Source organism: Cellulophaga baltica (genome assembly GCF_900102165.1).
GTDB lineage: Bacteria > Bacteroidota > Bacteroidia > Flavobacteriales > Flavobacteriaceae > Cellulophaga > Cellulophaga baltica.
The window spans coordinates 79,105-105,219 of sequence record NZ_FNBD01000004.1 but is presented as its reverse complement, the minus strand read 5'-3'; the positions used below and the strand labels follow the sequence as shown (position 1 = coordinate 105,219).

Below are 26,115 nucleotides of genomic sequence, written 5' to 3'. Positions count from 1 at the left end.
TATAATGACAGACCATACACAACGAATTAAAGCTTTTGTTAAACTTGGTACTTTTTTTAGAGAATTTTGCGATTCTACTAACAATCTGCAAGGTAAGCTTGAACATTCCATTCCATCTTTTAATGCTTTAGAAGATAAAATAGCATTAGCAAAACATAAAAATGGATGGTTTACTCGCAAAAACATACTTTTTAGCTTCAATAGTTGGGCAAATGCTCTTACAGAAGTACACTTAAATACTTGGCTTGCCCCTTATCGCTTCCAACAAGATAAATCTCCTAAAACCATTGCTCTTATTTTAGCGGGTAATATTCCATTAGTAGGGTTTCATGATGTTCTTTGTGTTTTACTAACAGGAAATAAAGCATTAATAAAGTTATCTTCAAATGATAATATCTTATTGCCGCAGGTTGCGGAGATCCTAGTTTCATTGGCTCCAGAATTAAAAGGTTTCATAAATTTTGAAACCAATAAACTTTCTGATTTTGATGCTGTTATTGCCACCGGAAGTAATAATACCGCACGCTATTTTGAACATTATTTCAAAGATAAGCCATATATAATTCGTAGAAATAGAAATTCTGTAGCCTTGTTAACAGGAAAGGAATCTCCTGAACAATTGAAAGCTTTGGGAGATGATATTTTTCTTTATTACGGATTAGGATGCAGAAGTGTCTCCAAACTTTTTGTTCCTAAGGGCTATAACTTCGATTTATTATTTGAATCTTTATATGATTTTCACCCTATTATAGAACAAGTAAAGTATGCCAATAATTATGATTATAATAAAGCGGTATACCTTATGAGTAACTTTAAACTCTTAGAAAACGGATTTTTAATCCTAAAGAAAGATGAAAGTTACTCCTCTCCTATTGCTTCTTTATTTTATGAAGAATATGAAAATTTAGAAGTATTAAAAGAAAAAATAATCGGGGATCAAGAAAAAATTCAATGTATTGTTTCTCATAATTTGTTTGATTCTGAAATCAAATTTGGAAACACACAAAACCCACAATTAACAGACTATGCAGATAATGTTGATACCATAGCCTTCTTGTTAAGAAACTCTTAGAATTTTTGAATAATTCGCTTTAATTCGCATAAATTTTACAACCTTTGTCAACTTAAAATTCTTTTTAAGAATATTTTTTATTAATTAGTCAAGGTCCTATAAGACCAAAAATCAAAATAAACAAAACACAAATGAAAAAGCATAATTTTAGCGCAGGACCGTGTATATTACCACAAGAAGTGTTATTAAAAGCCTCTGAAGCTGTACAAGACTATAATGGTTCAGGATTGTCTCTTATAGAGATGTCTCACAGAAGTAAAGAGTTTGTGGAGATCATGGAAAATGCTAGATCGCTTGCCTTAGAATTACTAGGTTTAGAAGGTAAAGGGTATAAAGCTTTATTTTTACAAGGAGGAGCTAGTATGGAGTTTGTACGTGTGGCTTACAACTTATTGGAAACTAAAGCTGGCTATTTAAATACAGGTACTTGGGCGAATAACGCTATCAAAGAAGCTAAATTTTTCGGAGAAGTAGTTGAAGTGGCTTCTTCTAAAAATGAAAACTATAACCATATTCCAAAAATATTTGGTGTTCCTAATGATTTAGATTACTTGCACGTAACCTCTAACAATACCATTTACGGAACTCAAATGAAAACATTTCCAAAAGTAAATGTTCCTTTGGTTTGTGACATGAGTTCTGATATTTTTTCTAAACAAATAGATTTCTCTCAATTTGATTTAATTTATGCTGGTGCTCAAAAAAATATGGGACCCGCAGGAACAGAGTTAGTTGTTATTAAAGAAGATATTTTAGGGAAAGTAACGCGTAAAATTCCTTCTATTTTAGATTACCAAGTTAGTATTGCCAAAGAAAGTATGTTTAATACTCCTGCAGTATTTCCTATTTACGTCTCTATGTTAACATTAGAATGGTTAAAAGGTATAGGCGGTATATCTGTTATAGAAGAAATTAACAACAAAAAAGCACAATTGCTATATTCTGAAATTGATTTAAACCCTTTATTTAAGGGATATGCTAATATAGAAGATAGATCTACAATGAATGCAACTTTTAGTATTACGGATGAAAAATTAAAACCTGCTTTTGACGCTGCTTGGAAAGAAGCTGGTATTAGTGGAATTAATGGACATAGATCAATAGGTGGCTACAGAGCATCTATGTATAATGCCTTAACTCTAGAGAGCGTTGGCGTATTAGTAGATGTAATGAGTGAAATGGAAAGAAAAGCGTAGATAAAAAGATTAAATACTTCCATAAATAGAATATTTAATCTTTTAAAATTATAAAAATTGAACATGAGAATATTAGCAAACGATGGAATTTCTCAAGCTGGAATTGATGCATTGAAATCAAATGGCTTTGAAGTTTTAACGGTAAACGTTGCACAGAATCAACTTATAGATTACATAAATAAACATACAATTGCAGCGCTGCTTGTACGCAGTGCAACTGAAGTAAGAAAAGATATTATTGATCAATGCCCAAGTCTTAAGTTAATTGGCCGTGGTGGTGTTGGCATGGATAATATAGATGTTGCTTATGCTAAAGAAAAAGGAGTACACGTTATAAATACTCCTGAAGCTTCTTCTGAATCTGTTGCTGAGTTGGTTTTTGCTCATTTATACGGCGCAGTTCGTTTTTTATATGATTCAAACAGGAATATGCCTCTTGATGGTGATAGCCGTTTTAAAGACCTTAAAAAGGACTATTCAAGCGGTTCGGAACTACGAGGAAAAACTTTAGGAATTATCGGTTTCGGAAAAATTGGACAAGCTACTGCAAAAATAGCATTGGGTGTTGGTATGAAAGTACTTTATCACGATTCTGAAATTGATGAAACAACTGTCTCTTTAAAATTTTATGACGGGCAAATCTTAGATTTCCATTTAAAGAACAATAGTAAAGAAGACGTTTTAAAATCAGCAGATTTTATAACCTTGCATGTGCCTAAACAAACAGCATATGTAATTGGCAAGAATGAATTCAGCTTAATGAAAGATGGGGTTGGTATCATCAACACCGCACGTGGTGGAGCATTAGATGAAGTAGCTTTGATTGATGCTATGGAATCACGTAAAGTTGCCTTTGCAGGTTTAGATGTGTACGAATCTGAACCAAAACCTGAAATAAAAATACTAATGCACCCTGATATTTCGTTAACACCACATATTGGTGCAGCTACTAAGGAAGCTCAAGACAGAATTGGTGTTGAACTAGCAACTAAAATTAGTGCATTGTTAAAATAACAACCTTTTTCTTAACAAATTAGAAAGAATTTACTTCTTTTTTGTAAATTAGAGAAAATAAAAAAACCAAAACTATAAAATGTCAGGATTATTAGATTTATTAAGTGGCCCAATGGGTCAACAATTAATTAGCGGTGTTGCAGGTCAAACCGGAGAATCAGAAGGAAAAACTGCAAGCGTACTTAGTATGGCCATGCCATTGCTATTAGGCGCTATGAAAAAGAATGTCTCTACACCAGAAGGCGCACAAGGATTAATGAGTGCTTTACAAGGAGGAAAACATGACGGAAGCATACTAGATAACCTAGGTGGTTTATTTGGTGGTGGAGTTGATGATGCTGTCACCAATGACGGTGCTGGAATTCTAGGTCACCTTTTAGGTTCTAAACAAGAAAGTGTTGAGAGTGCTATAAGCCAAAAAGCTGGCGTAGATGCTGGGTCTGTTGGTAATATTTTAAAAATAGCAGCTCCAATTTTGATGGGATTCTTGTCAAAACAAACTTCTCAAAATAATGTTAGTGATGCTAGTGGTATGAACGCTTTATTAGGCGGAATGCTTGGCGGTCAACCTCAAGAGAATCAAAGTTTAATTACTTCTTTACTTGATGCAGATGGCGATGGTAGTATCTTGGATGATGTTGCAGGAATGGTCATGGGATCTAGTGGCAAAAAAGGTGGTATCGGAGGTCTTTTAGGAGGACTTTTCGGAAAATAAATACCTTTAAACACAATTTTAAAAAAGCTGAATATTCCATATTCAGCTTTTTTTGTATCTTAAGACTATGAAAAAGTATGTAATACATTTGGGTATTCTCTTAACCGTCATCGCTTTAATAACATTTGGCTGTACGAGTACCAAAAATGTTAATGCTATTTCTGAAAAAGAAAAAGCCGCTTTCAAGCAAACTCAAGGAGATACTATTACTATTGCTGATAAAGAAAGTGCATATGAAATAATTATTATTGAACCTGGCTTTAATTTTTGGTTGCAAAGTATAGCTAGATCAGAAGGATATTATTCTCAAAATTATTTAGAGGCTAGAAATGCGGTTTGGGTACTGGCATGGAACCAAAGAGTGCAACAACCACAAAGGTTTAATCCCAATCTCTATGAAATGAGAATCGACTATGATTCCTTCACAGATTATGGCTATGAGGTAAACTTCAAGCTCTATAATTACTTCATTTATTTCCAAAGAAAATATAATCAACGCTTAGGTTCTTTTTATCCCCGTATATAATTTTATATTTGCAAGCGATTTAAAAATGCTATGAAAAAATTAAAAGAACGCTGGGGGATAGAATCTAACTTTGGAATCATCATGATTCTACTCGTTTTTTCAGTTACAGGATCTTCAGCATTAAAAATTGCAAGACCACTCTTAGATTATATTGGATTTACACGAGATAATTTTGCAGATGACTGGTACTTTTCTATTCTTTATTGGACCGTACGTATTTTAATCATTTTTCCTATATACCAAATATTATTAATCATCTTTGGTTGGTTATTTGGTCAATTCAAATTTTTCTGGAATTTTGAAAAAAAAATGTTGAGTCGCCTTGGACTGGGGTTCCTATTTAAGTAAGCTTGTGTTTTTCTTAACAAGCTAATACGAGTCGCTTTTACTACCTTTGAAAAATCATGGGGAATAAATTATCCAAAATTCTACTTTCCTGTATTGCAATTTCACTACTCGCCGCTTTAGGTATTCCTGATATTGCAAAAATATCTCATGCCGTATTTGAACACAAAGAGCAAACTTGCCAAGAAAAAACTAAAGGACATATTCATGAAACTGAATTTGATTGTGATTTTCATAAATACCATATCACTACTTATTTGACACCAGAAGTTTTTAGTTTTCCAATTTTGGAGCCAGTAAATCTTACTTCCGTAACTGATATATTCTATTTTCTTTTAAGCGAATTTCAACAACTTCATTTTACGCTTAGGGGTCCTCCTCTACATTCATAACTCCGTAGTTAAAAGATAAAATATCATTTAGTATAATATTTAGTATATGAATAAAATATATTTCACATTGCTTTTAGCAATGTTAAGCAGTTTTGTCTATTCACAAAACTCACTTACAGGAACAGTAACAGATGTAAATAACAACCTGCCTTTAGAACAAGTTTCTATCTATTTCCCTCAATTAGAAAAAGGTGCTATTACAGACGCTAGAGGGGTGTATAAAATATCAAATTTACCCTCTGGATCTTACAAAATTGTAGTGTCGTATATAGGATATCAAACGGTCTCAAAATCTATTTCCATAAATAGTACAGAAGAAATCTATGATCTGTCACTAAACGAAAGTGCCATTGAAATGGAAGAAATTATTGTTTCTACTCCTTTTCACAAATTACAAAGTGAAAATGTCATGAAAGTAGAATACGCAAATATTGCCGATTTGAAAACGAAGGGCTCTATAACCTTAGCTGATGGGATAGCACGTATTGCAGGTGTAGAAAGTGTCTCTACCGGTATTGGTATAGGCAAACCCGTTATTAGAGGTTTGAATGCCAATAGAGTGTTGGTATATACCCAAGGAATACGTTTAGAGAACCAACAATTTGGAGACGAGCATGGTTTAGGCGTAAATGATGCAGGAATTGAAAGTATTGAGGTTATAAAAGGCCCTGCTTCCCTACTCTATGGATCGGATGCCATGGGAGGTGTTCTCTATTTAAATCCTGAAAAATTCTCGTTACCCAATTCTACTGAAGGAGATATTAACTTAAATTATTTTACGAACACACAAGGCCTAACTGCTAATGCAGGAGTTAAAGCTGCTACAGAACACTTCAGATTTTTACTTCGTGGAGCGCTAACTACTCATACCGATTACAAAACAGGTAGTAATGAACGCGTAACCAATTCTAGATTTAAAGAATATGATATAAAAACTGGTATTGGTTACCAAGCTACAAACTTTAAAACGGAAGTGCGTTACAACTATAATAATTCCAATTTAGGAATCCCTGAAGAAATTGGTAATCAAAGTACCGACCGCTCACCTATAGAACCCAACCAAACTATAGACAACCATATTTTAAGTTCTAAAAGTAGCTTACTATTTGACGCCTCAAGTCTGGACGTTACCTTAGGATATACCTCTAATATTAGAAAAGAATTTGAAGAAGGCGAAGATGGTGCCGCATTACATATGAATTTGAATACTTTTAATTATAATGTCCAATATCATACTCCGAAATACGGACCATTAGAAACTATTGTTGGTATTCAAGGACTTCACCAAACTAATAGCAATTTTGGTGAAGAGCTTTTAGTTCCTGATGCGATAACAAATGATATTGGCTTTTTTGGTACCTCACACATACATTTAAATGATTTTAATGATATTCAAGTAGGTTTACGTTACGATCATAGAACCATTAAGGGTGATGCCAATGGTATTTCAGGAGAAGAAGGATATATCGCCGCTCTAGATAGAGATTTTAGCAGTTTTAACGCAGCTTTAGGCTATAAAGCAAACTTCGCTGACAACCTCATTGCTAGAGTGAATCTGGCTACAGGATTTAGAGCCCCAAATCTTGCTGAATTGACTTCAAATGGCGTACACGAAGGCACAAATAGATACGAAATAGGAAATACTAATTTAAAAAATGAGCAAAACTTACAGACAGACGTTGCCTTAGAATACAAAAATCAGCATTTTGAGGTGTTTGTAAATGGATTTTATAATACTATAAATGATTATGTATTTATTGCTCCTAATGGCGATGAAATAGACGAAAATCAAGTATTTGTATACAACCAACAAGATGCCTATTTGTACGGTGGAGAAGCAGGAATTCATATTCATCCGCATCCTTTAGATTGGTTGCATTTTGAAAGTAGCTTTCAAACCGTTCGCGGGAAATTAAAGGATGGAGATAACCTACCGTTAATTCCTGCAAATAGTATCACCAACACATTAAGAGGGGAATTTACCAAGCGTAATGGATGGATCACTAGTGGCTATACCTTCATCACCTTAAAATCTGTTTTTCAGCAAGATAAAATAAGTCTTTTTGAAACAACTACAGAAGGATATAATCTTTTAAGCGTTGGATTAGGAGGTACTGTAACTATATTCAACAATCCAATGGATCTGAGAATTAGTTGTAATAATTTGCTAAATAAAAACTATGTATCGCATTTATCTCGTTTAAAATATGATGCTATAGGTAATATTGGAAGAAATATTAGTATTGGTATTAGCGTACCTCTATAACTTTTAGATTTTATTAAAGCAAAGAGCGCCGAAACCAAAGTTTCAGCGCTCTTATTAGTTAAATTCTAAAAAAAATTATCTAGTAGATCTACTAGAGATATTCCGCTTAATAACCTTGAGGTTCCAAACGGGTATTATTAAAGCAAAATCAACTATAATTAAGCTTCTTTTAAAATGTTATTAAAATAATATTCTTCAGGATGCGCCACGTATTCTTTAGCCTTATCAAAATCATCCTCCGATAAATAATGTAGATTCTGGAAACATAGCTTTGCAAATTCCGAATTTATATCTACCAAACGAGGCGAAATTTTCCCCTCACCATCTTGTAAGTCTTTTAAATACAAAGGACTTACTTCTCCTTTAGAATTGGCCGTAACAATACAACCACTTATACCTTCATCATATAGTTTTTTGACCCCCAACCCTAATAAGGTACACAAGGTTAAATCAAAACCAATTGGCCGACAACACCGAAGTTCATAACCTAATTCTACTGGTCTACTTTTGATACTAATTCCAAGCTCTTTTAATTTAAGCTGAACTAACATATTAAAAATATGCGATTTACTTACGTTACCAAGCTCTGGATGACCATGATCATCATAAGTAAAATTAATACCACAATTTTCAAGTTCTGAATCTGGCATAATATGAAAAACACCTTCACTAATTAAAGCTACGCCATAATTAATGTTTTCTATTTTTCTTTTAATCATCGATGAAATAATCAAACGCACTACCTTATCAAAGGTAATTTCTGTGTTATTGAACATTTCAGGAATAACCATCATTGGAAAATGACAACTTGTAGCAATACCAAAAGCCAAATGACCGGCGGATCTACCCATGGTAGACATCACAAACCAATTCTGACTGGTACGCGCATCTTCATACGTAGTATTTCCTATTCTAACACCTTCATCTTTTGCTGAATGAAATCCAAAAGTAGGATTTCTATCAGGTAAAGGAAGATCATTATCTATAGTTTTAGGCACATGGATATTGGCTATAGAAATATTTTCTTTAGAAAGATACGTTGTAATTCTATTAGCCGTAGAGGCGGTGTCGTCACCGCCTATACTAACTAATAATTTTACGTTATTCTGAATAAAAAGTTCTGTGTTGATTTTCTCATCACTTGGCTTAAATCTACTCATTATAAGTGTTGATCCACCACGACTAAAAATACGATCTGCGTGTGCAAAATCGAACTCTTTAATTTCTGGCTTATCAGAAAAAATTCCTTTGAAGCCTTCGTGCAAGCCTAAAACTCGGTATCCATCTTTTAAAAAAATTTTAGCAACCGTGCTTATTACAGCATTAATTCCCGGTGCTGGGCCTCCGCCACAAATAATTAATATAGATTTAGAAGCCATTTATATCTTTTTGTTAATTATCTAGCTACTCTACCAGAAGCATCTCCACCCATAAGTTTTTCAACTTCTGAAACAGTTGCTAAGTTAGCATCACCTTTAATCGTATGTTTTAAACAAGAAGCTGCAACAGCAAAATCTAATGCATTTTGATCATCTTCAGGATACTTTAAAAGACCATAAATTAATCCACCCATGAAAGAATCTCCTCCACCTACTCTATCTACGATATCTGTAATTTGGTATTGACGAGTTTCGTACATCTTTGTACCATCATATAAAACACCCGCCCATGTGTTATGAGAAGCAGAAATAGAACCTCTTAAAGTTGTAATAACTTTCTTAGCTCTTGGAAATTTCTCCATCATTTGCTTACATACAGATAAAAATGCTTCTGCTTTTACATCATGACCATTCTTATGCACGTCTAAACCTTCAGGGTGAATTCCGAAATGCTTTTCTGCATCTTCTTCGTTCCCTAAAACAACGTCACAATAAGACGTTAATTCCGTCATTACTTTTTCTCTATGAGCATCATCACAGTAGGTCCATAATTTTGCTCTATAATTTAAATCCGTAGAAATAGTAACTCCCATTTCACTTGCTACTTTAACAGCTTCTAAACATGCATCTGCCGCTCCTTGAGAAATAGCTGGCGTAATACCTGTCCAATGAAACCAAGCAACATCTTTAAAAGCAGCTTTCCAATCTACCATACCTGGCTTAATTTCAGAAATTGCAGAATGTGCACGGTCATAAACCACTTTACTACCACGAGATACTGCTCCTGTTTCTAGGAAATATATTCCTAAACGGTCACCACCCCATACAATTTTATCAACGCCTACACCACGCTTACGCATTTCCATCATTGCGCATTCTCCAATATCATTCTTTGGCAAACGCGTTACGAAATCTACAGGAACACCATAGTTAGCTAAAGATACTGCTACGTTAGATTCACCACCTCCGTAAACAACATCAAAACTACTAGCTTGTGAAAATCTTAAAAATCCTTCTGGAGCTAAACGAAGCATAATCTCTCCGAACGTTACAACTTTTTTCATTTTTTGGGTATTGTTTTAAATTAAATATCACTTTAGTTAAACGATTAAGCAACACTGTAAATAAAAATCAAAACCTCTTAAATACTAAAGCAGTTTTGATTCCCTAACTTAATTACAATATATTTGTTTAATCGATTAAGCAAATATAGAAAAAGTTGGCAAATAAAAAAACTACAATAAAAGATATTGCAAATGCATTAAGTATTTCTACTGCAGCGGTTTCTAAAGCATTACACGATGATTCTAGAATTAGTACAAAAACGAAAGAGGCGGTTAAAAAAGTGGCTAAAGAGTTAAATTATCAGCCTAATCATCTTGCAAGTGCTTTAAGACGAGGGAAGAGTAATTTAGTGGGTGTTGTTGTTCCTAGAACCAATAGTAACTTTTTCTCCTCTGTTATTCAAAATATAGAAGAGGTACTTAATAAAAAAGGGTATAATATTATCATTACGCAATCGAATGAATCCTATCAAAAAGAATGTAGAAATATTGACACTTTACTCTTTACACAAGTAGATGGTATCATAGCTTCCATGGCCAATGAAACTACTAATTTAGACTGTTTTGAGAAAATCAAATCAAAAGGTATTCCGCTTATATTATTTGATCGTGGTGAGAATGATTTAAATGTAGATTATATTGGGATTAATGATTATGATAGTAGCCACATGATTATAGAACACTTAACACAGCAAGGCTGTAAAAGAATTGCACACATTGGCGGTTACAGGCATACTAGAATTTTTAATAACCGGATTAGAGGTTATATTGATGCCATCAAGAAGCACAAGCTACCTACAGATGATGCTTTGTTGATAGAAAGTAGTCTAACTACAGAAGATGGTCGACTAAAAATGCAGCAACTACTAGATTTAGAAGACAGACCCGATGCGGTATACGTTGCTAGTGATTATGCGGCATTAGGTGCCTTACAAGTGTTACAAGAAAATAATATAGATATCCCAAATGATATTGCTTTGGTTGGCTTTGGCGATGAACCATTTACGGGAATGGTTACTCCTACTCTATCTAGTATTAACCAACATAGTGCGGAAATTGGTAAATTGGCAGCAGAAACCTTTTTAAAACATGTTGACACAACAGATTTAAAACAAACACTTCATAAGCAAATTTTACAAGCCGAGCTCATTATTAGAGATTCCTCTAAAATTAAGTAATAAAAAAAGCTACAAGCAAGAAATTAAATTTCTAAGCTTGTAGCTTTAATACTTTAAAAGATAATGATTAACTAAAGGCTAATCCTCCATTTATATCCAAATTATTTCCAGAGATAAATGATGCTTCATCAGAAGCTAAATAAGCAACTAAATCTGCTACTTCAGCAGCGGAACCCTCTCTTCGCAAAGGTGTTCCTGCCGCTACTTTTACACGAATTTCGTCTTTAGTAAAGTCATCATGAAATTTTGTACCTATTAAACCAGGACAAAGGGCATTAACTCTAATTCCTTTAGGACCTAGTTCTTTTGCCATTGATCTAGTAAATGTAGTTACAGCTCCTTTAGAAGAAGCGTACAATGAAGATCCACCACCACCACCATCTCTTGCTGCTTGCGAAGAAAGGTTTACGATAGCTGATCCTTTACTCATTAAAGGTTCAAAGGCTTGCGTTACAAATACAGTAGACTTAAAGTTAACATTCATAAGCAAGTCATAAAATGATTCATCTAGTTCTTGCAACGTTTTACGTGCAAAAAGACCACCAGCATTATTAACTAAAATATGTACATTTTCTCCAAATGCTTCAATTGTTTTTGCTTTTAAATTTTTGATGTCTTCTAATTTAGACACATCAGCTTTAACAGCAATAGCTTCACCTCCAAAAGATTTGATTTCTGCTACCGTCTCATTAGCTCCAGTTTCAGAACTATTGTAGTTTACCACTACTTTAGCGCCTTCTTTTGCTAATTTAATTGATATAGCTCTACCAATATCTCTAGAACCTCCTGTAACAACCGCTACTTTACCTTCAAATTTACTCATTATCCTTTTTTATAAATAGATTTCAATATTAGATTCCTAAAGCTTGACCACCACCAATTTGGATAGTTTCAGCAGTAATAAAAGAAGCATCTTTACTTGCTAAGAAAGAAATAACACCCGCTACATCTTCTGGCTGACCTAATCTTCCTAACATAATATTATTTGCCCATGAAGCAAAAACTTCTGGCTTAGTTGCTTTAATCTGTGCATGGAAAGGAGTATCAATAGTTCCTGGAGAAACTGCGTTTACTCTAATTCCGTATTCCGCTAAATCTTTAGCTAATGCTCTAGTTATAGCATGAACACCTGCTTTAGACGTACCATAAATACCCGCTCCTGGACCACCTGCTGTCCAACCTGCATTTGATGTATAGTTAATTATAGAAGGGTGCTCTCCTTTTTTAAGAAAAGGAATTGCTGCTCTAGAAGCAAAAAATACAGAATCAAGGTTTAAAGCCATAACAAATCTGTAAAATTCAGTTGTCATTTCTTCAAATCTAGATCTTCCACCTAAACCACCTGCATTGTTTACCAAAACATCAATTCTACCATACTTATTTCCGATAGCAGTAATATTTTCAGTTACAGGCTCTTCTTTAGTTACATCAAACCCGTAATATTCAGCAGTAATACCTTCTGCTTTAAGCTCTTCAACTCTTTTTGCTCCTGCTTCATCTTCGATACCATTTAAAACTACAGTATACCCGTCTTTACCTAATCTTTTAGCTACTTCAAATCCAATACCACCAGTTGCACCTGTTACTACAGCTACTTTTCCTTTATTCTCACTCATTTTACTCATTTTTATATTTAAAACTAATTCACTTAAACTATTCTATTTTATTATGCTTTTAATTTTGGCTTTATCGGTTCTATTTTAGGACATAAGAACCAAACTGCTACTAAAGCTATTACAGCCAGTGCTCCACCTATTAAAAATGCAGGCGTATAATTACCTCCAGTTGTTATAATTGTAACTAAGGCTGTAAGTCCAGCAGCACCAAGTTTAGCCGCCATACCAGCAAAACCAGATAGAGTACCAACTATTTTTCCACTATATAAATCACTTGGCAAAGTCTGTATGTTTCCTATTGCCACTTGGAATCCGAAAAGTAAAACAGCCATAATAATCACAGCATTTATTGCAGTTCCTGGCGCTTTTAAAAGAAAGAAACATGGAATCATCAATGCAATACCTAAAGTGATTGTCAACTTACGTGTTTTATCCACAGACCAACCTGCTTTAATTCTATTTTTGGCAAGTAGACCTCCAAATATAGCTCCAATCATTGCCCCTACATATGGCACCCAAGCAGAGAATGCTATTTGTTCCACATCCATACCAAAAACTTCTGACAAGTAAAGAGGGATCCAAACTATAAATAGCCACCAAATAGGATCAATTGCCGCAGATGCAATAATTACTCCCCAACTCTCTTTATGTTTAAATAACTGTGCAGTAGTTGGTGTATAACCTTCGTCATAGTCACCATCATCATCAATATCTTGATTTCTTTGACCAGATAGAATATATTTTCTTTCATCATCAGATAACCATGGGTGTGATTTTGGATCAGCTTTAACTACAAATAACCAAGGAAGTAACCATAAAAAACCAAGAATAGCCACTACAATAAAAATTGCTTTCCAATCAAAATAATATGATAACAGCCCAATTACAGGATATGCCACTATACCACCTATAGACGCTCCTGAATTAAAAATACCCTGTGCTAAAGCTCTTTCGTTAGTTGGAAACCATTCTGCATTAGCTTTAGCAGCACCAGGCCAGTTCCCAGCTTCTGCTATACCCAGTATTGACCTAAAGATTGAAAAACTAAGCATACCTTGAGCAAATGCATGTAACAAAGTAGCAATAGACCATACTCCAATTGAAAGGGCAAAACCTATTCTAGTTCCTATCCAGTCAAAAATCTTTCCAAAAAGAGCTTGACCTCCAGCATAGGATAATATAAAAATAGTTGATATGGTACCATATATAGCTTTGTGTCCATCTTTATCCATTTCAGGAAATAAATCTTTAGCAATGTCCGGCCATAACGCACCAAAGGCCTGCCTGTCAATATAATTTATTACTGCAGCTAAAGCAACAAGGCTAACAACCCACCATCTTAATCCTTTTAATTTCATATGCTTTGAATTATTACTATTACTAATTTAATTAGTTGATAATCAATTGTTTAAAAAATATTAATCTTAAAAAAAGAAATTAAAATCCTAACTAATAAAAACATCGTTTTTATTAGTTACTTATTTCTCAAAAAAATACTTAGCTTTTTAACGCAGTTTAACCCCTAGATTCTAAATACCTGCGCTGCGCATTTAGTCTATTTTTATATCATCTGTATGATAGCAATATTGATATAATGTCTTAAAATGTATTTTCATTTTTTCTTTTGCCAATTGAGGATTTTGATCTCTAATGGCATTGTAAATTTCCGTATGCTCTTGAATCCCTAATAATGATTGATTACTATCACATACGTGATATTTTTCAAAGTTTGTTATAATTTCTGGTGTAATGATTAGCATGAAGGTATTCATAGAACTATTACCACTAGCTCTTGCAATAGCCAAGTGAAACAATAAATCTTCTTGCACGGCATCCTTCCCTGCTCTAACTTTAGTTTCGTAAGCATCTATAGCCTCTTTTAAAACTTTAAGATCTTCATCTGTTCTGCGTAACGCAGCTAATCTTACTGTTTTTAATTCTAATAAAATTCTTGTTTCAACCAATGACTTAAAACCTGGCTCCTCTAATCTTAAAATATCTTCTAACATACCATCCATCGCTATAGCCCCAATATTTGCTATAAAAGTTCCACTCTGTGGCTTAGAATTTAGAATCCCATAGAATTCTAATTTTTGAATCGCTTCACGAAGATTACTACGACTGACTCCAAATTTTTCTGAAAGCATTCTTTCTGAAGGTAATTTATCTCCAGGCTCAAGATTCTTATAACTTATAAGCTCTCGTATATTCGCAATAATCCCTTTTTGAATATCTTGATTTTCAGTTTTGGTGATAATTTCTAACTTCATAATAATAAAATGGCTTCTGAAATTGGTTAACCAGATTGGTTTGTTAAAATTATAAAATATATTTCGACTAAAAAAACAATATTCACATTAAAAATAAACTCATTTTAACTGCTTTAAAAAAGAAATTACTGACCTGTAAATCAAGCCAGTAAGCTCCTTAAATCAACTAACTCAAACTCTTTTTTATATATTTTTTATATGTAATAGCCTTTTAATGCGATACTTCTAGTTCGTAGTACTTCACTTTTGCATATGAACCTTCATCTTTACTTTGAAAATAGTTACCTGCTTTAAAATAGTTTTCAAAAATATTCCACCTATTTATATCAATACCTTCATAAACGGCATATTCTGAATTATTCAAAATAATCACCATTTTTCCTTTTTCTACTTTAACTTCAAGAGTAAATTTTCTAAAACCTACTTCTGTTGGAAAATTATATCCTTCATCATCATCCCAAGCATCATCGAGTAAGATTGCTGTATTATTAACCGATTTGTTTTTTAATACTTTAGTCTTAACTCTAATCTTCCCTTTATCCCAATATATTTTTAATATGGGAGGAGCATTATTATCTTTTGCCCCTATTAATTCTTTTTGTTCATTGGTTAATCTACCATGAATCTGCATGATAATTACTCTATGATATTTTCCGTCAGCATCTTTCGTAACCTCTTCTATAGCAAGTTTACCTTTCATTCTACCACCTTGCTCAAAAGTCCAATTGGTGTTATTATCACCAGGGACCATTTGTTCTCTTAACTCACTTCTTGAATATTTTGTATTGGCCGTTGTAGTATTGGGAAAGGCGTAAAATACTATTGAACCATCTGTAGAATCATTATAGAAGTAAGGTTTTACTTTTTCATTAGTTGCATAATCTAAAATTTCAGGAGACTCTAATTCAATTGGCTTCCCTTTATCATTTGCAACAGGTAAAGTCACTTTCCAATGACTTAAATCAATTTTTGAAATTTTTGTTTTCTTCTTCTTATTTTTCTTGTTTTTCTTAACCTCCGTTTTTAATTTTGTTTGCTGTACAGCCCTTGTAGTTTGACTATGTACATTTATAGCAACAAAAAATACTATTAAAACAAATACATTATATTTTTGAAAAATTTTCATTTGACTGATTGGATATTAACCTGTAAATAAACTATTATTCTTTTAAATCCGTTTTTAATATAACCACCTAGTACTAATTATAGCGACTAGGTGGTTTTTATCAATTAATAGATAATTTATTATTAAAATACTTCAGAAGTATTATAAAAAATCAATATACTTCTTACGTTAACAAATTATAATCTAAAAGTATTATTCTACCTCGGTAACTTTAATATTATCCACCCAAGCATCTGCAGTTGTTAAAGAATACATCCAAATAGTAACCTGTCCACTAGAGTTTGCTGTAAAAGTATCCGTACCGACAGTGAAATTAGCTTTGCCGTTAGCAACATCTACGACAGCTCTTGCCAATGGACCATTAACAGTAGAGCTAGTAAAAGCATCTTCTCCAACACCATTAAACCAACCATCTAATATTTCTACATAAACTGCATCACCACTGTTAGTGATAGCTGCACTAAATTCTATTTCATATTGTTTATTAGCCTCTACTGTAATCTCTTGATAAGCAGCTCTTGAATCAGAAGTTCTAGATAAGCTTCCTAGAGGCCCAACCATGCTCGAAGTTCCTGTATATTTTGCTCCTGGTGTTTTAACACCCGTATCTGCGCCACTATAATCCAATGTATCACCATCAGAACTAGTATTGAAAGCATTACTGTTACTTCCTGTAAAGATGGATGGTTTCCAACTGGAAGTACCATCTGAGAAATCACCGTTAAGGACCCTCACAACAAAACCTTCAGAGATAATCAATTGTTCTGTAATCACATCTGTATTACCTGTAACACTGGTTGCTGTCAAGGTTACATCATAAGTGCCATCCTCTTCATAGGTATGTGAAGGATTCATTCCTGTAAATTGGAAACCATCTCCAAATTCCCATAACAAAGTAACCGCATCTACAGAAGTATCAGTAAAAGTGTACGTTTTATAATCTACTGCATCAACCTCAAATGTAAAACCTGCTGTAACTGGTGCCTGAATATCAATGGTTCTACTCAAATTAGCAGATAAATTTAAATCATTTGTGGCAGTCAAAGTTACCGTATATGTATCCGCAGTATCGTATATATGTGTTGGAGATTCTTCTGTAGAAGTATTTCCATCGCCAAATTCCCAAAGATAACTGGTAGCATCTGTAGATGAATTTGTGAAAGCATATTCTAAAAAGTTTTCAGTACTTTGAGCAGCACTAAATCCTACGGATGGAGGCAATGCACCCGCAACACCTATTTCAATATTAAAGTCATCAAATCTAGTTTCAACATTCGCATCATTATAGAAATAAATTGCTACTACATTATTATTTCCAGAATTAAATGATAATTTTTCCTGTACATATGTTGAAGGCTCAGACGTATCACTAACTGTAACCGAAGCTATAACACCTGCTTCTGCGTCTGCAATACTACCAATAGGACCAAATTCAGTAACACCAACAATTGCAACTATTGCATATGGATCAGCCGATGAATCTGTCATCGTATACCAGAAAGTTAAATCATAGTTGGTATCTGCTTCTACAACAATTTCTTGGTATCCTTGACGGGCACTACTTACTTCTAATTTAGCAGCTTGATCCCCAAAAGTTACTGGACTACCAGATATGCCAAAAATAGCTCTTTCATCACTCCAGTCTGCTCTCCATGAGTCACGACCATCTCCTGTTCCATCAGGTAAACTAAGATCTTCAAATCCCGGTTCTAAAATAACTGGTTGAAATGGCCCTTCTACAACTAAAACATCTATAGAAGTAGTGCCTGTAATTCCATTTCCATCTGTTGCTGTTAATGTAACTGGATAAGTACCCTCTCCTGCTTCAAACGTAAAAGATGGATCTTTATCTGTAGAGGTATTACCATCTCCAAAATTCCATATAAAATTAGTAGCTTCTGAAGATAAATTACTAAAATTAACTGTTCTAAAATCATCTGAAGATGATGCATAAGAAAAATTAGCTCCAGGAAAAACAGTATCTACTTTAGAATTTGAATCTGGCAAAGCATCTCTGAATAGTTCATCACCAACGCAACCAGTAAGAATACTCATTGTGGCAAGAAATAAGAACAACAATTTTGTCCTACTCAATAAATTTATTTTATAACTCATAGTCGTTTTTTTAAAATTAATAACCTGGGTTTTGTGTTAATAATCCTCCACTTAAATTGATCTCGCTTGCTGGAATTGGCAACAGTAAAGAACGTGTTGTAAATATATACCCCATTTCTGCGGCATGAGCACTTAGCACTTCGTCTGCAACGCCAAATCTTAAAAGGTCATAAAATCGTTGATTTTCAAATGCTAATTCAACACGCCTTTCAATTAACAATTCCGATTTAGAAACACTCGAGATAATATTAGGTGCTGTCTCTGGAAATGCTCTGTCTCTTATTTTTTGAAAGGAAACTAATGCTCCACCATCATTCGTATTAGTACCTGATCCAATTGCAGCTTCAACGTGCATTAATAGCACATCTGCGTAACGAATAGCTATATAATCATTACCTGCATTACGTGCATTATCACCATAAGTTGGTGGAAAAACAGAAATATCTGACCCATCTGGCAAGAATTTAATAACTTCACTACGCGTTGGAAATGTAATATATGATTGGCTACTTCTTACTCCTCCAAAAGAAGTAAAGTCTGTGATCAAATTATCATTAACTATATTCTGACCATCATCAGAACCTTGACGAACGGTAGAAGTAAATTCTGCTGAAAACCCTTGACTCTCAAGAGCATTCCCGCTTTGATATTGAATAGCAAAAATGATTTCGTTATTTAATTCTGAATAAAAGACATCAGAAAAATTATCCTCCAAAGCAAAATCATTACTGTTAATTATTGATTCACATAAAAGCTTCGCATCTGAATAATTTGGTGTTGGCTGACTCATATAAGATTTAGCTAATAGTGCCTGTGCAGCTGCCTTAGAAGCTCTAGCTTTTGATGAATTATCCAAGGCATTAATTGCATCTAAAAGATCATCTTCTATTTGCGCATAGATATCTACAGTAGAAATTCTAGTAAAAAGAGCTTCTGTTTCTGTTGGTCCAACTACCTCTGTAACCAATGGTACGTCTCCATAAAGTCTTACTAAATTGAAATAAGCATAGGCACGTAAAAATTTAGCCTCTCCACTATATTTAGCTTGATTAGCCTCTTCTGCAAAATCAATATATGTTAAGACATTATTTGCTCTAAATATAACCTCATACATAGATTGATAATAATCTTCAGACTCCACATTGGTAGCATCCACTACATACCTGTGAAAATCAGCCTTGGAACCCTCTAAAGTTTGTGTTTTAGTGTTATCAGAACGGTGCTCAGTTAAAAGATGTTCAAATTGCACACCTCTATTTGCATTAGTTTCATTACCCTCGGTATTATCGTTAACTCCCTGAAGAGCGTCATAAATCCCATATAAACCAGCTAAAACATCATCATCTGATTGAAAAAACGATTCAACTGCAATAGCTGTTTCTGGTAAGGGGTTTAGAAAATCGTCACTACAGGATATGACAACAGATCCTGCTATAACAAATATTAGAAATTTTATATTTTTCATAATTATCTATGTATTAGAGTTTAAAAATCTACGTTAAGACCTAACGTTATAGTACTAAATATAGGAGTACCCGCCCTTTGAGCTCCATAAGCTCTAGGGTTAGAACTATCTACATGTTCTGGGTTAAAACCATGATAGTCATCTGCAGTTATATATACTAAATTCTGAGCTGTTGCATATACTCTTAAACCTTGTAAACCTATTTTATCTAAGGTATCACCTGAAAAATTATATCCCATGTTGACATTACGTAGTGAGAAATAATCCGCACTTGCGATAACTTCACTTGTTAATACTTTTTCTTGTATAAAAGATACATCTGATATAAGTCCGTCTGCTACAGCTTGTATAGCCCCTCCACTTCTAGTACCGTTTCCAAACCAGTTGTAAAAATATTGATCACCAATATTTTTTACTTGAGCACCTACACTTCCTTGTAGCATAAAAGAGAAATCGAAGTTTCCAACTTTAAATTCATTAGTAAAGCTATATACTAAATCTGGGTAAGGATCTCCTAGGATAGTTTTATCTTCTGCTGTAATTATACCATCGCCATTCAAATCTTTAACAATTGTATCTTCAGCTTCTCCGTTAATTCTATTCCAAGGATTATCGACATAGGTCGTTCTAAAAGAAGTTTCATCGTAAGCATCTGTATCTACGACATAACCCCAAAAAGAGGAGATAGGTTCGCCGATTCTATTGATCCACTGAGAGTTTCTATCATATTCATCTTCAATTAAAGCGTTATTTGAATCACCAAAACTAACTAACTCATTTTTATTAGTTGATGCAATAAATGTAGAATTCCATTTGAAATTTTCTCTCGAGATGTTTTTTGTTCTCAATTCAAATTCCCATCCTGAATTTTCAACTTCACCTAAATTAACAATACCACTACTGAAACCTGTAACATAAGACACAGGGTTCTCTAACAATAAATCGTTACTTGTTCTTTTATAATAATCTAAAGAACCAGAAATTTTATTATTTAAAAATCCGTAATCTAAACCAATCGTTAATTCTTCAGAAGCCTCCCATTGTAAAAAAGCATTAGCAATATTTAATGGAGAAACACCTGTAACAACATTACCATCAATTACCGCATTAGAATTATTTAACAATGCCAAATAAGGATATAAATTTATATTATCATCTCCAACGTTAAAGTTTTCAGCACCTGTAAAACCATAACTAGCTCTGAATTTTAAAGTAGTAATAGCTTCGCTATCTAATAAGAAATTTTCTTTAGCCACATTCCAACCTACAGATACCGCTGGGAAATTACCATACTTATTATTGATACCAAAAACAGAACTTCCATCACGTCTAAATGAAGCATTAAATAAATACTTGTCCTTGTACGCATAATTTAATCTTGCAAAATATCCTACTTTTCTTAATTCTGTATTTATCTCTTGAAACTCAGAAACTGCTGTAGCTCCTTGTAAGTTTTTAAGTAAGTCATTAGTATAACCATTACCCGTAACTTCGCTGTTTTCACTTTTTCGCTGTTGAACTGTTGTTCCTGCTAATAAATCTAAATCATGATCTCCGAAATTTTTACTATATGATAAGGTATTATCCAAAACAGTCCTTAATCTGAATCTATTTTGTAAATTATATTGCGCCCTGCTATTACCAGAGGCATGATGCTCAGTACCATCCCATCTTGTTCTCTTTCTTTGCTCTATCGTTACACCTAATGAAGTCTTAGCTGTAAGACCATCTAAAATTTTATAACTTAAATAAGTAGAACCAAACAATTTAGTGTTATTTTCATAATGTTCTCTTTCCACATATTGAGCATATGGATTAGAATCACCTGAAGTTCGTGGTCTCTCTGTATTACCGTCATTATCCAAATCTAAGTTCACTAAATGATTCTCATAGAAATAATCTCCAACACCGACATCAGGATAAACTCCGCGATCAATAAATTGCAATGATTCTTCCGTATGGTAAATTGGAAGCCACGGTGATTGACGTAATGGATTGTGAATTGACGTTGGCAAAACTCTTTGCTTTGTAAAAGAAGGTGTAGCCGCAAGACCAAATTTGAACTTTTTGCCTAGTTTAGTATCAATTTTTAAGTTTGCAGTATATAACTTATAATCATCAGTAATTACAACGCCTTCATCATGTAAATATCTTAATGAAGTACTAAATTTAGTATCCTCCGAACCACCTCTTGCAGAAAACGAATGACTAGTTACTGTACCTCCATCAAAAAAGACATCTTGCCAATCTCTGTCAACTCCAGTAGTATTTACTAACAATTGAGCATAAAGAGTCTCTCCAGAAAGTGTACCTGTCGCTGCTTGTTCTTTAGCTGCCCAATCTGAAACACTCTTCCTATAATCTTCACTTCCATGAGCATCTTTATAACCTGTATAGGTTTGGTAACTAAATTTAGTTTTACCAGCTTTACCGCTCTTAGTGGTTATTAAAATAACACCATTTGAGCCTTCACTACCATAAATAGCTGCAGAAGCAGCATCCTTAAGAACCTCAAAAGATTCCACATCATTCATATCTATGTTACCTAAGAATTCTGAACTTACAATTACACCATCAATTACAAGTGCAGGACCCGAATCTGCGCTAACAGAACCAACACCTCTAATTGTAATGGTTGGAGCTCCACCCGCTTCTGCATTTGTAGCCTGAATATTCACCCCTGACACTTGACCAATAAGTGCATCATCAACCCTTGACACTGCAATTTGATCTAGTTTTTCATTGGTTACTTTGGAAATAGAACCTGTTATCGTTGACTTTTTCTGAGTACCATAACCAACTACAACAACCTCATCTAACTGACTAGCGTCTTCTACTAAGGTTACATTTAAATTTTGTTGGTTTGAGATAATAACTTGTTTAGCTGTATACCCTATATATGAAAAGTTTAATACGGCTCCTTCTTTTACTGAAATCTCATAATTACCATCAAAATCTGTAGAAGTTCCGGTGGTAGTATTCAGGATTACAACATTTACGCCCGGAATGGGAACATTGTTTGCGTCAGAAACAACACCTTTCAACTGGTAGCTGTCCTGCGCATAAAGCGAAATATTAAGCAATGTTATTGCTATTAATAAAAGTTTAGTTTTTAAATTCATTTGTGATTTTGTTACGTTAGTACAATTGAGTTAATTCATTAGGATAATACCTCCTATGGTACTTGCTTTACGAGATCACAATAATTTCAATGAAGAAGTTATATTTAAAATTACTATTTTTGATATAGCATTTTATTGTAAAGCAATTAATGTATTCTTAGTTACTTCCCTACGACAAGAAGTGATTTAATAAAGGAGGATGGGTCAAAAGCCTATCCTTTTTTTATTTCATTTTTTTAAATTCATATTTTCTTATTTGGTTAATAAATTGAGTTTTGAGTTAAAAAAAATTTGGTTACCCAAATTGGTTTACCAATCTGAATAACCAAATATATGTTATTACTTTGTTAAAAAAAAATATAATCCTAATTTTTAACATGCTAAAATGACGAAATGCTAATTTTTAGGATCTGGATTGGATGAATTGATAAGAAGAATCTTATATTTCAGTGAGATCCTCATTATTCCAACAAAGCCTCAAATTCCAATTTCTTATTTCGAACAGGTTTTCATGTTCGAAATTCCCATCATTAACAGCATTACATTAAAGCACTATTAATAGGCTACCCTCTTTATTATGCCTTATCACTAAAATAAGATACGGCGTCTCCACTTAAAAAATCTTCTCTTACAGGACTAAAAGTGTCAATTAATTCGCCCTCTTCCAAGCAAACTGCACTATGTAACAAATTAGGTTCAATATACACGCCATCTCCACCTTCAACAATTTGCTTTACTCCATCAATCTCAAATTCAAATTTACCAGAAACGCAGTAAGTAGCTTGTGTATGAAAATGTTGATGCGGAGCTCCTAATGCTCCTGTCTCAAATTTTACTCTTACCATCATGATTTGATTATCATATCCTAAGAATTTTCTTGAAACTCCTCCTCCAAGAACTTCCCATTCCATGTCTTTTGTAATGACGTATTTTTCACTAGATCTACTCATTTTTTATTTTTTATGATTAATTTATTTGAAACAATAAGGACCTGACCACTCATATTCCTTACCATTAATTTTTAAGTTATGCCTTACCTCTTTATCAGCATCAGTATTTGCTGTTATAAACAGTTTAGTAGTACCGTTTACATTCGTTATTGCTATTGCCGTAAAATCTTCTGTATCTAGCACAATTTTTAAAGCTGTTATAGCACTGTTTGAATTTACTGCAGATTCTGACACTGGACTATAACTTCCGTGTGCCTCTATTGCAGAAACAAAAAGTGTGTTTTCAGTGTTTTTTCGCCTTAACATTAAAGCAGCTTCGCGGCGCAAATTAAATTCTGGATCGTTTGCTCCAATTCTTGTAAAGAGTATGTCGTCATTAGCATTTGATACCGTTGTTAAACTATAAAACTTACCTTTATTTAACCAAGAAAACTTCGTATTCTCCTTTTCAGATTTCGCTGTACCTTCTAAATATAAATGTTGATATCCATTTTTGCTTCCCAAAGCTCTTAAGGTTTCCGGAACTTTATATTCGAAATTTGTATTCAATACTTGTCCTAAAAAGTAATACGGAAAATCATACTGATTTGCTTTGTTAGAAACTACCTTCATAATATCTAAGACATAAGGTTTATCAAAATCTGCATCTTTAATGATGGCCATAGTACGAAGCATTTCAGTTCCAGGGTATGCATTTACTTCTTTGGCACTAGCAACTTGAACGTTATCATTGTCGGAGGAAAAATAATGTAACACGGAATGGTGTTGGCTTCCTATTTCGTATTTCCCTTCAAAATGAGACGTTTCATTTTGTGTCACGGTATTATGTGCAATAGTTTGTTTTGCCCAGGTCTTATTTTCCTTTAAGTAATTCCCGCCTCCTTTTTGTTCAATATTTACAAAACGTGCTAAACCATAATCCTGAATTACTTCTTCGCCATTTTCATATAAGGAATAGGATAACTTATCATAATGACCATGACTAGATCCTTGTGCTGCATATTTAAAAACAAGTTCAATATCCTCATTTCTTAAAATACCAACTCCTCCTTGTGTACCCTCTGGACCGTCTGATAAATTAATTGATTTTTTCTCAAATGGTTTTGCTAATCCTTTTTTTATACCAAGAGCGACTGCCAAACCTGAATCATCTAATAATACTTTATTCTGTTTTTCAGCAATACTCAATAGGCCTGGATCTTGTTTTCCAAAATAATAAGAGATATCTGTCGCCGTAACTAAAGCATCATTATAGTAAGACATTCCTTTTTGACCATCATTTAATGGGAAGAAATCACCATCTGCATCCGATAAATTTAAAAGGGCATTTATAGACTTCAATAATACTCCCTCTTTATATTCAAAAATCTTTAATTCTGGTTTAACATTATGTAATCCTTCCGCAAAAATTAAAAAAGGATACATCGCATAGCGTTGATAATATGGTCCTTCATTATAATAACCATCTGGAGAAAATGGCTCTTCTATATTCGCCAAAAAGCCAGCTTTACCATCTTTATTTAAGAATCCACCATCATCATCTTTTTCTTCGGTATCTAATTTTAAATCTTTAATACCGTATAAAGCACGATCAATTAATTCTTCGTCATTCATCACTAAACCAATCATCCCTACAGCTGCATTACCCCAAGTACTATGGTTATGAACTCTTTGGTAAAATTGCGGACTATCTACAGATATATGATCTGCAAATGGTTTAAATAAATTGGCTTCTAGCTTATTACGCTCTTCCTCTGATAAATAGTTGTAGACACAATCATACGCCTGACTCACATAAACCAACCAATTAGCATCATTTAAACATTGCCAAAACAATTTTCCACGTGCATAAGATCTTGTTTTGGGATGCAGTGGCAGGGTTTTATACATGGCTTCATATTGTATAAGCATGTCTTTTACATATTTTGCATACTTTTCATCATCCAAAATTTGATATAAAACACCTGCTTTTTGTAACATTAACATGTTACTCTTGTGTCTCACGTGGGTATAACCTCCGGAATAATCATGAGGAATTGGCGTGTCAATCCCTAAGGCAATTTCGGCGTCCACTTCTTCTTGAACAGCTTTTAAAGAAGCATCAAAAATGGGAATACTACCCAATTGTGCCCTAATATCTTTAACGCCTTGCGCCGTTAAAATTAAATTAGGGTGCGCCCCTTGCTCTGAGACTGTCTTACCTTCTTCTTTTGAAACCACCGTTACTTCTTCTTTACAAGAAAATAGGCTTATAAGGAGTACAACTGGTACGATTTTTAATGTGATACTTTGTATTAACTTCAT

General features: G+C 33.7%; 21 protein-coding genes. 9 read left to right on the top strand and 12 right to left on the bottom strand.

The window, feature by feature from the left end; all coding sequences use genetic code 11:
* The first annotated feature begins 4 nt into the window (after positions 1-4).
* From BLQ19_RS08255 to BLQ19_RS08220, 8 genes are all read left to right on the top strand, one after another.
* A complete protein-coding gene (locus BLQ19_RS08255) occupies positions 5-1,072 on the top strand; it encodes an acyl-CoA reductase (protein WP_139150221.1) in 1,068 nt (355 codons plus the stop codon).
* 131 nt (positions 1,073-1,203) lie between these two features.
* Positions 1,204-2,268 carry a 3-phosphoserine/phosphohydroxythreonine transaminase gene (serC, locus tag BLQ19_RS08250; protein WP_024481272.1) on the top strand — a complete coding sequence of 355 codons (1,065 nt, stop codon included), beginning with the start codon at positions 1,204-1,206 and terminating at the stop codon, positions 2,266-2,268.
* Positions 2,269-2,331: 63 nt separating this feature from the next.
* On the top strand, positions 2,332-3,282 hold the full coding sequence (locus BLQ19_RS08245; protein ID WP_024481273.1) for a D-2-hydroxyacid dehydrogenase: 951 nt from the start codon (positions 2,332-2,334) through the stop codon (positions 3,280-3,282).
* 79 nt (positions 3,283-3,361) lie between these two features.
* Positions 3,362-3,997, top strand: coding sequence for a DUF937 domain-containing protein (locus BLQ19_RS08240; RefSeq protein WP_024481274.1), 636 nt, complete (start codon positions 3,362-3,364; stop codon positions 3,995-3,997).
* A 67-nt stretch (positions 3,998-4,064) separates the two neighbouring features.
* Positions 4,065-4,523 (top strand): DUF6146 family protein, encoded by a 459-nt coding sequence (locus tag BLQ19_RS08235; protein WP_074538018.1) that lies wholly within the window; start codon positions 4,065-4,067, stop codon positions 4,521-4,523.
* 30 nt (positions 4,524-4,553) lie between these two features.
* Complete coding sequence (locus tag BLQ19_RS08230) at positions 4,554-4,871, top strand: DUF6787 family protein (protein ID WP_024481276.1); 318 nt, start codon at positions 4,554-4,556, stop codon at positions 4,869-4,871.
* Positions 4,872-4,927: 56 nt separating this feature from the next.
* Positions 4,928-5,260, top strand: coding sequence for a hypothetical protein (locus tag BLQ19_RS08225; RefSeq protein ID WP_024481277.1), 333 nt, complete (start codon positions 4,928-4,930; stop codon positions 5,258-5,260).
* A 46-nt stretch (positions 5,261-5,306) separates the two neighbouring features.
* Entirely contained in the window at positions 5,307-7,526 is a 2,220-nt protein-coding gene (locus BLQ19_RS08220) for a TonB-dependent receptor (RefSeq protein ID WP_074538017.1), read from the top strand.
* Between the two features lie 158 nt (positions 7,527-7,684).
* Here BLQ19_RS08220 and BLQ19_RS08215 read toward each other — a convergent pair whose 3' ends face one another.
* Together BLQ19_RS08215 and BLQ19_RS08210 are read right to left on the bottom strand one after the other, a co-directional pair.
* Positions 7,685-8,905 carry a 6-phosphofructokinase gene (locus BLQ19_RS08215; RefSeq protein WP_025615550.1) on the bottom strand — a complete coding sequence of 407 codons (1,221 nt, stop codon included), beginning with the start codon at positions 8,903-8,905 and terminating at the stop codon, positions 7,685-7,687.
* A 17-nt stretch (positions 8,906-8,922) separates the two neighbouring features.
* Complete coding sequence (locus BLQ19_RS08210) at positions 8,923-9,969, bottom strand: sugar kinase (protein ID WP_024481280.1); 1,047 nt, start codon at positions 9,967-9,969, stop codon at positions 8,923-8,925.
* A 155-nt stretch (positions 9,970-10,124) separates the two neighbouring features.
* Between BLQ19_RS08210 and BLQ19_RS08205 the strand changes: the two genes are divergently transcribed.
* Entirely contained in the window at positions 10,125-11,147 is a 1,023-nt protein-coding gene (locus tag BLQ19_RS08205; RefSeq protein WP_074538016.1) for a LacI family DNA-binding transcriptional regulator, read from the top strand.
* Between the two features lie 67 nt (positions 11,148-11,214).
* Here the strand turns inward: BLQ19_RS08205 and BLQ19_RS08200 are convergent, their stop codons facing one another.
* The 10 genes from BLQ19_RS08200 to BLQ19_RS08155 all read right to left on the bottom strand — a co-directional run bounded on the left by BLQ19_RS08200 (position 11,215) and on the right by BLQ19_RS08155 (position 26,115).
* On the bottom strand, positions 11,215-11,970 hold the full coding sequence (locus BLQ19_RS08200) for an SDR family NAD(P)-dependent oxidoreductase (RefSeq protein WP_074538015.1): 756 nt from the start codon (positions 11,968-11,970) through the stop codon (positions 11,215-11,217).
* A 28-nt stretch (positions 11,971-11,998) separates the two neighbouring features.
* Positions 11,999-12,763, bottom strand: coding sequence for an SDR family NAD(P)-dependent oxidoreductase (locus tag BLQ19_RS08195; RefSeq protein WP_024481283.1), 765 nt, complete (start codon positions 12,761-12,763; stop codon positions 11,999-12,001).
* A 50-nt stretch (positions 12,764-12,813) separates the two neighbouring features.
* Positions 12,814-14,121: an MFS transporter gene (locus BLQ19_RS08190; protein WP_074538014.1), complete on the bottom strand. Its 1,308-nt coding sequence runs from the start codon at positions 14,119-14,121 to the stop codon at positions 12,814-12,816.
* 192 nt (positions 14,122-14,313) lie between these two features.
* The gene (locus tag BLQ19_RS08185; RefSeq protein WP_074538013.1) at positions 14,314-15,033 is read right to left on the bottom strand and encodes a FadR/GntR family transcriptional regulator; all 720 of its coding nucleotides are present in this window, start codon (positions 15,031-15,033) and stop codon (positions 14,314-14,316) included.
* Positions 15,034-15,244: 211 nt separating this feature from the next.
* On the bottom strand, positions 15,245-16,159 hold the full coding sequence (locus BLQ19_RS08180) for a polysaccharide lyase family 7 protein (protein ID WP_074538012.1): 915 nt from the start codon (positions 16,157-16,159) through the stop codon (positions 15,245-15,247).
* A 192-nt stretch (positions 16,160-16,351) separates the two neighbouring features.
* Entirely contained in the window at positions 16,352-18,274 is a 1,923-nt protein-coding gene (locus BLQ19_RS21725; RefSeq protein ID WP_083332217.1) for a PKD domain-containing protein, read from the bottom strand.
* A gap of 16 nt (positions 18,275-18,290) precedes the next feature.
* A complete protein-coding gene (locus BLQ19_RS08170; RefSeq protein ID WP_074538010.1) occupies positions 18,291-19,739 on the bottom strand; it encodes a RagB/SusD family nutrient uptake outer membrane protein in 1,449 nt (482 codons plus the stop codon).
* 20 nt (positions 19,740-19,759) lie between these two features.
* Positions 19,760-22,861: a SusC/RagA family TonB-linked outer membrane protein gene (locus BLQ19_RS08165; protein WP_074538009.1), complete on the bottom strand. Its 3,102-nt coding sequence runs from the start codon at positions 22,859-22,861 to the stop codon at positions 19,760-19,762.
* A 575-nt stretch (positions 22,862-23,436) separates the two neighbouring features.
* Complete coding sequence (locus BLQ19_RS08160; protein ID WP_024481290.1) at positions 23,437-23,811, bottom strand: cupin domain-containing protein; 375 nt, start codon at positions 23,809-23,811, stop codon at positions 23,437-23,439.
* 21 nt (positions 23,812-23,832) lie between these two features.
* A complete protein-coding gene (locus tag BLQ19_RS08155; protein ID WP_074538008.1) occupies positions 23,833-26,115 on the bottom strand; it encodes an alginate lyase family protein in 2,283 nt (760 codons plus the stop codon).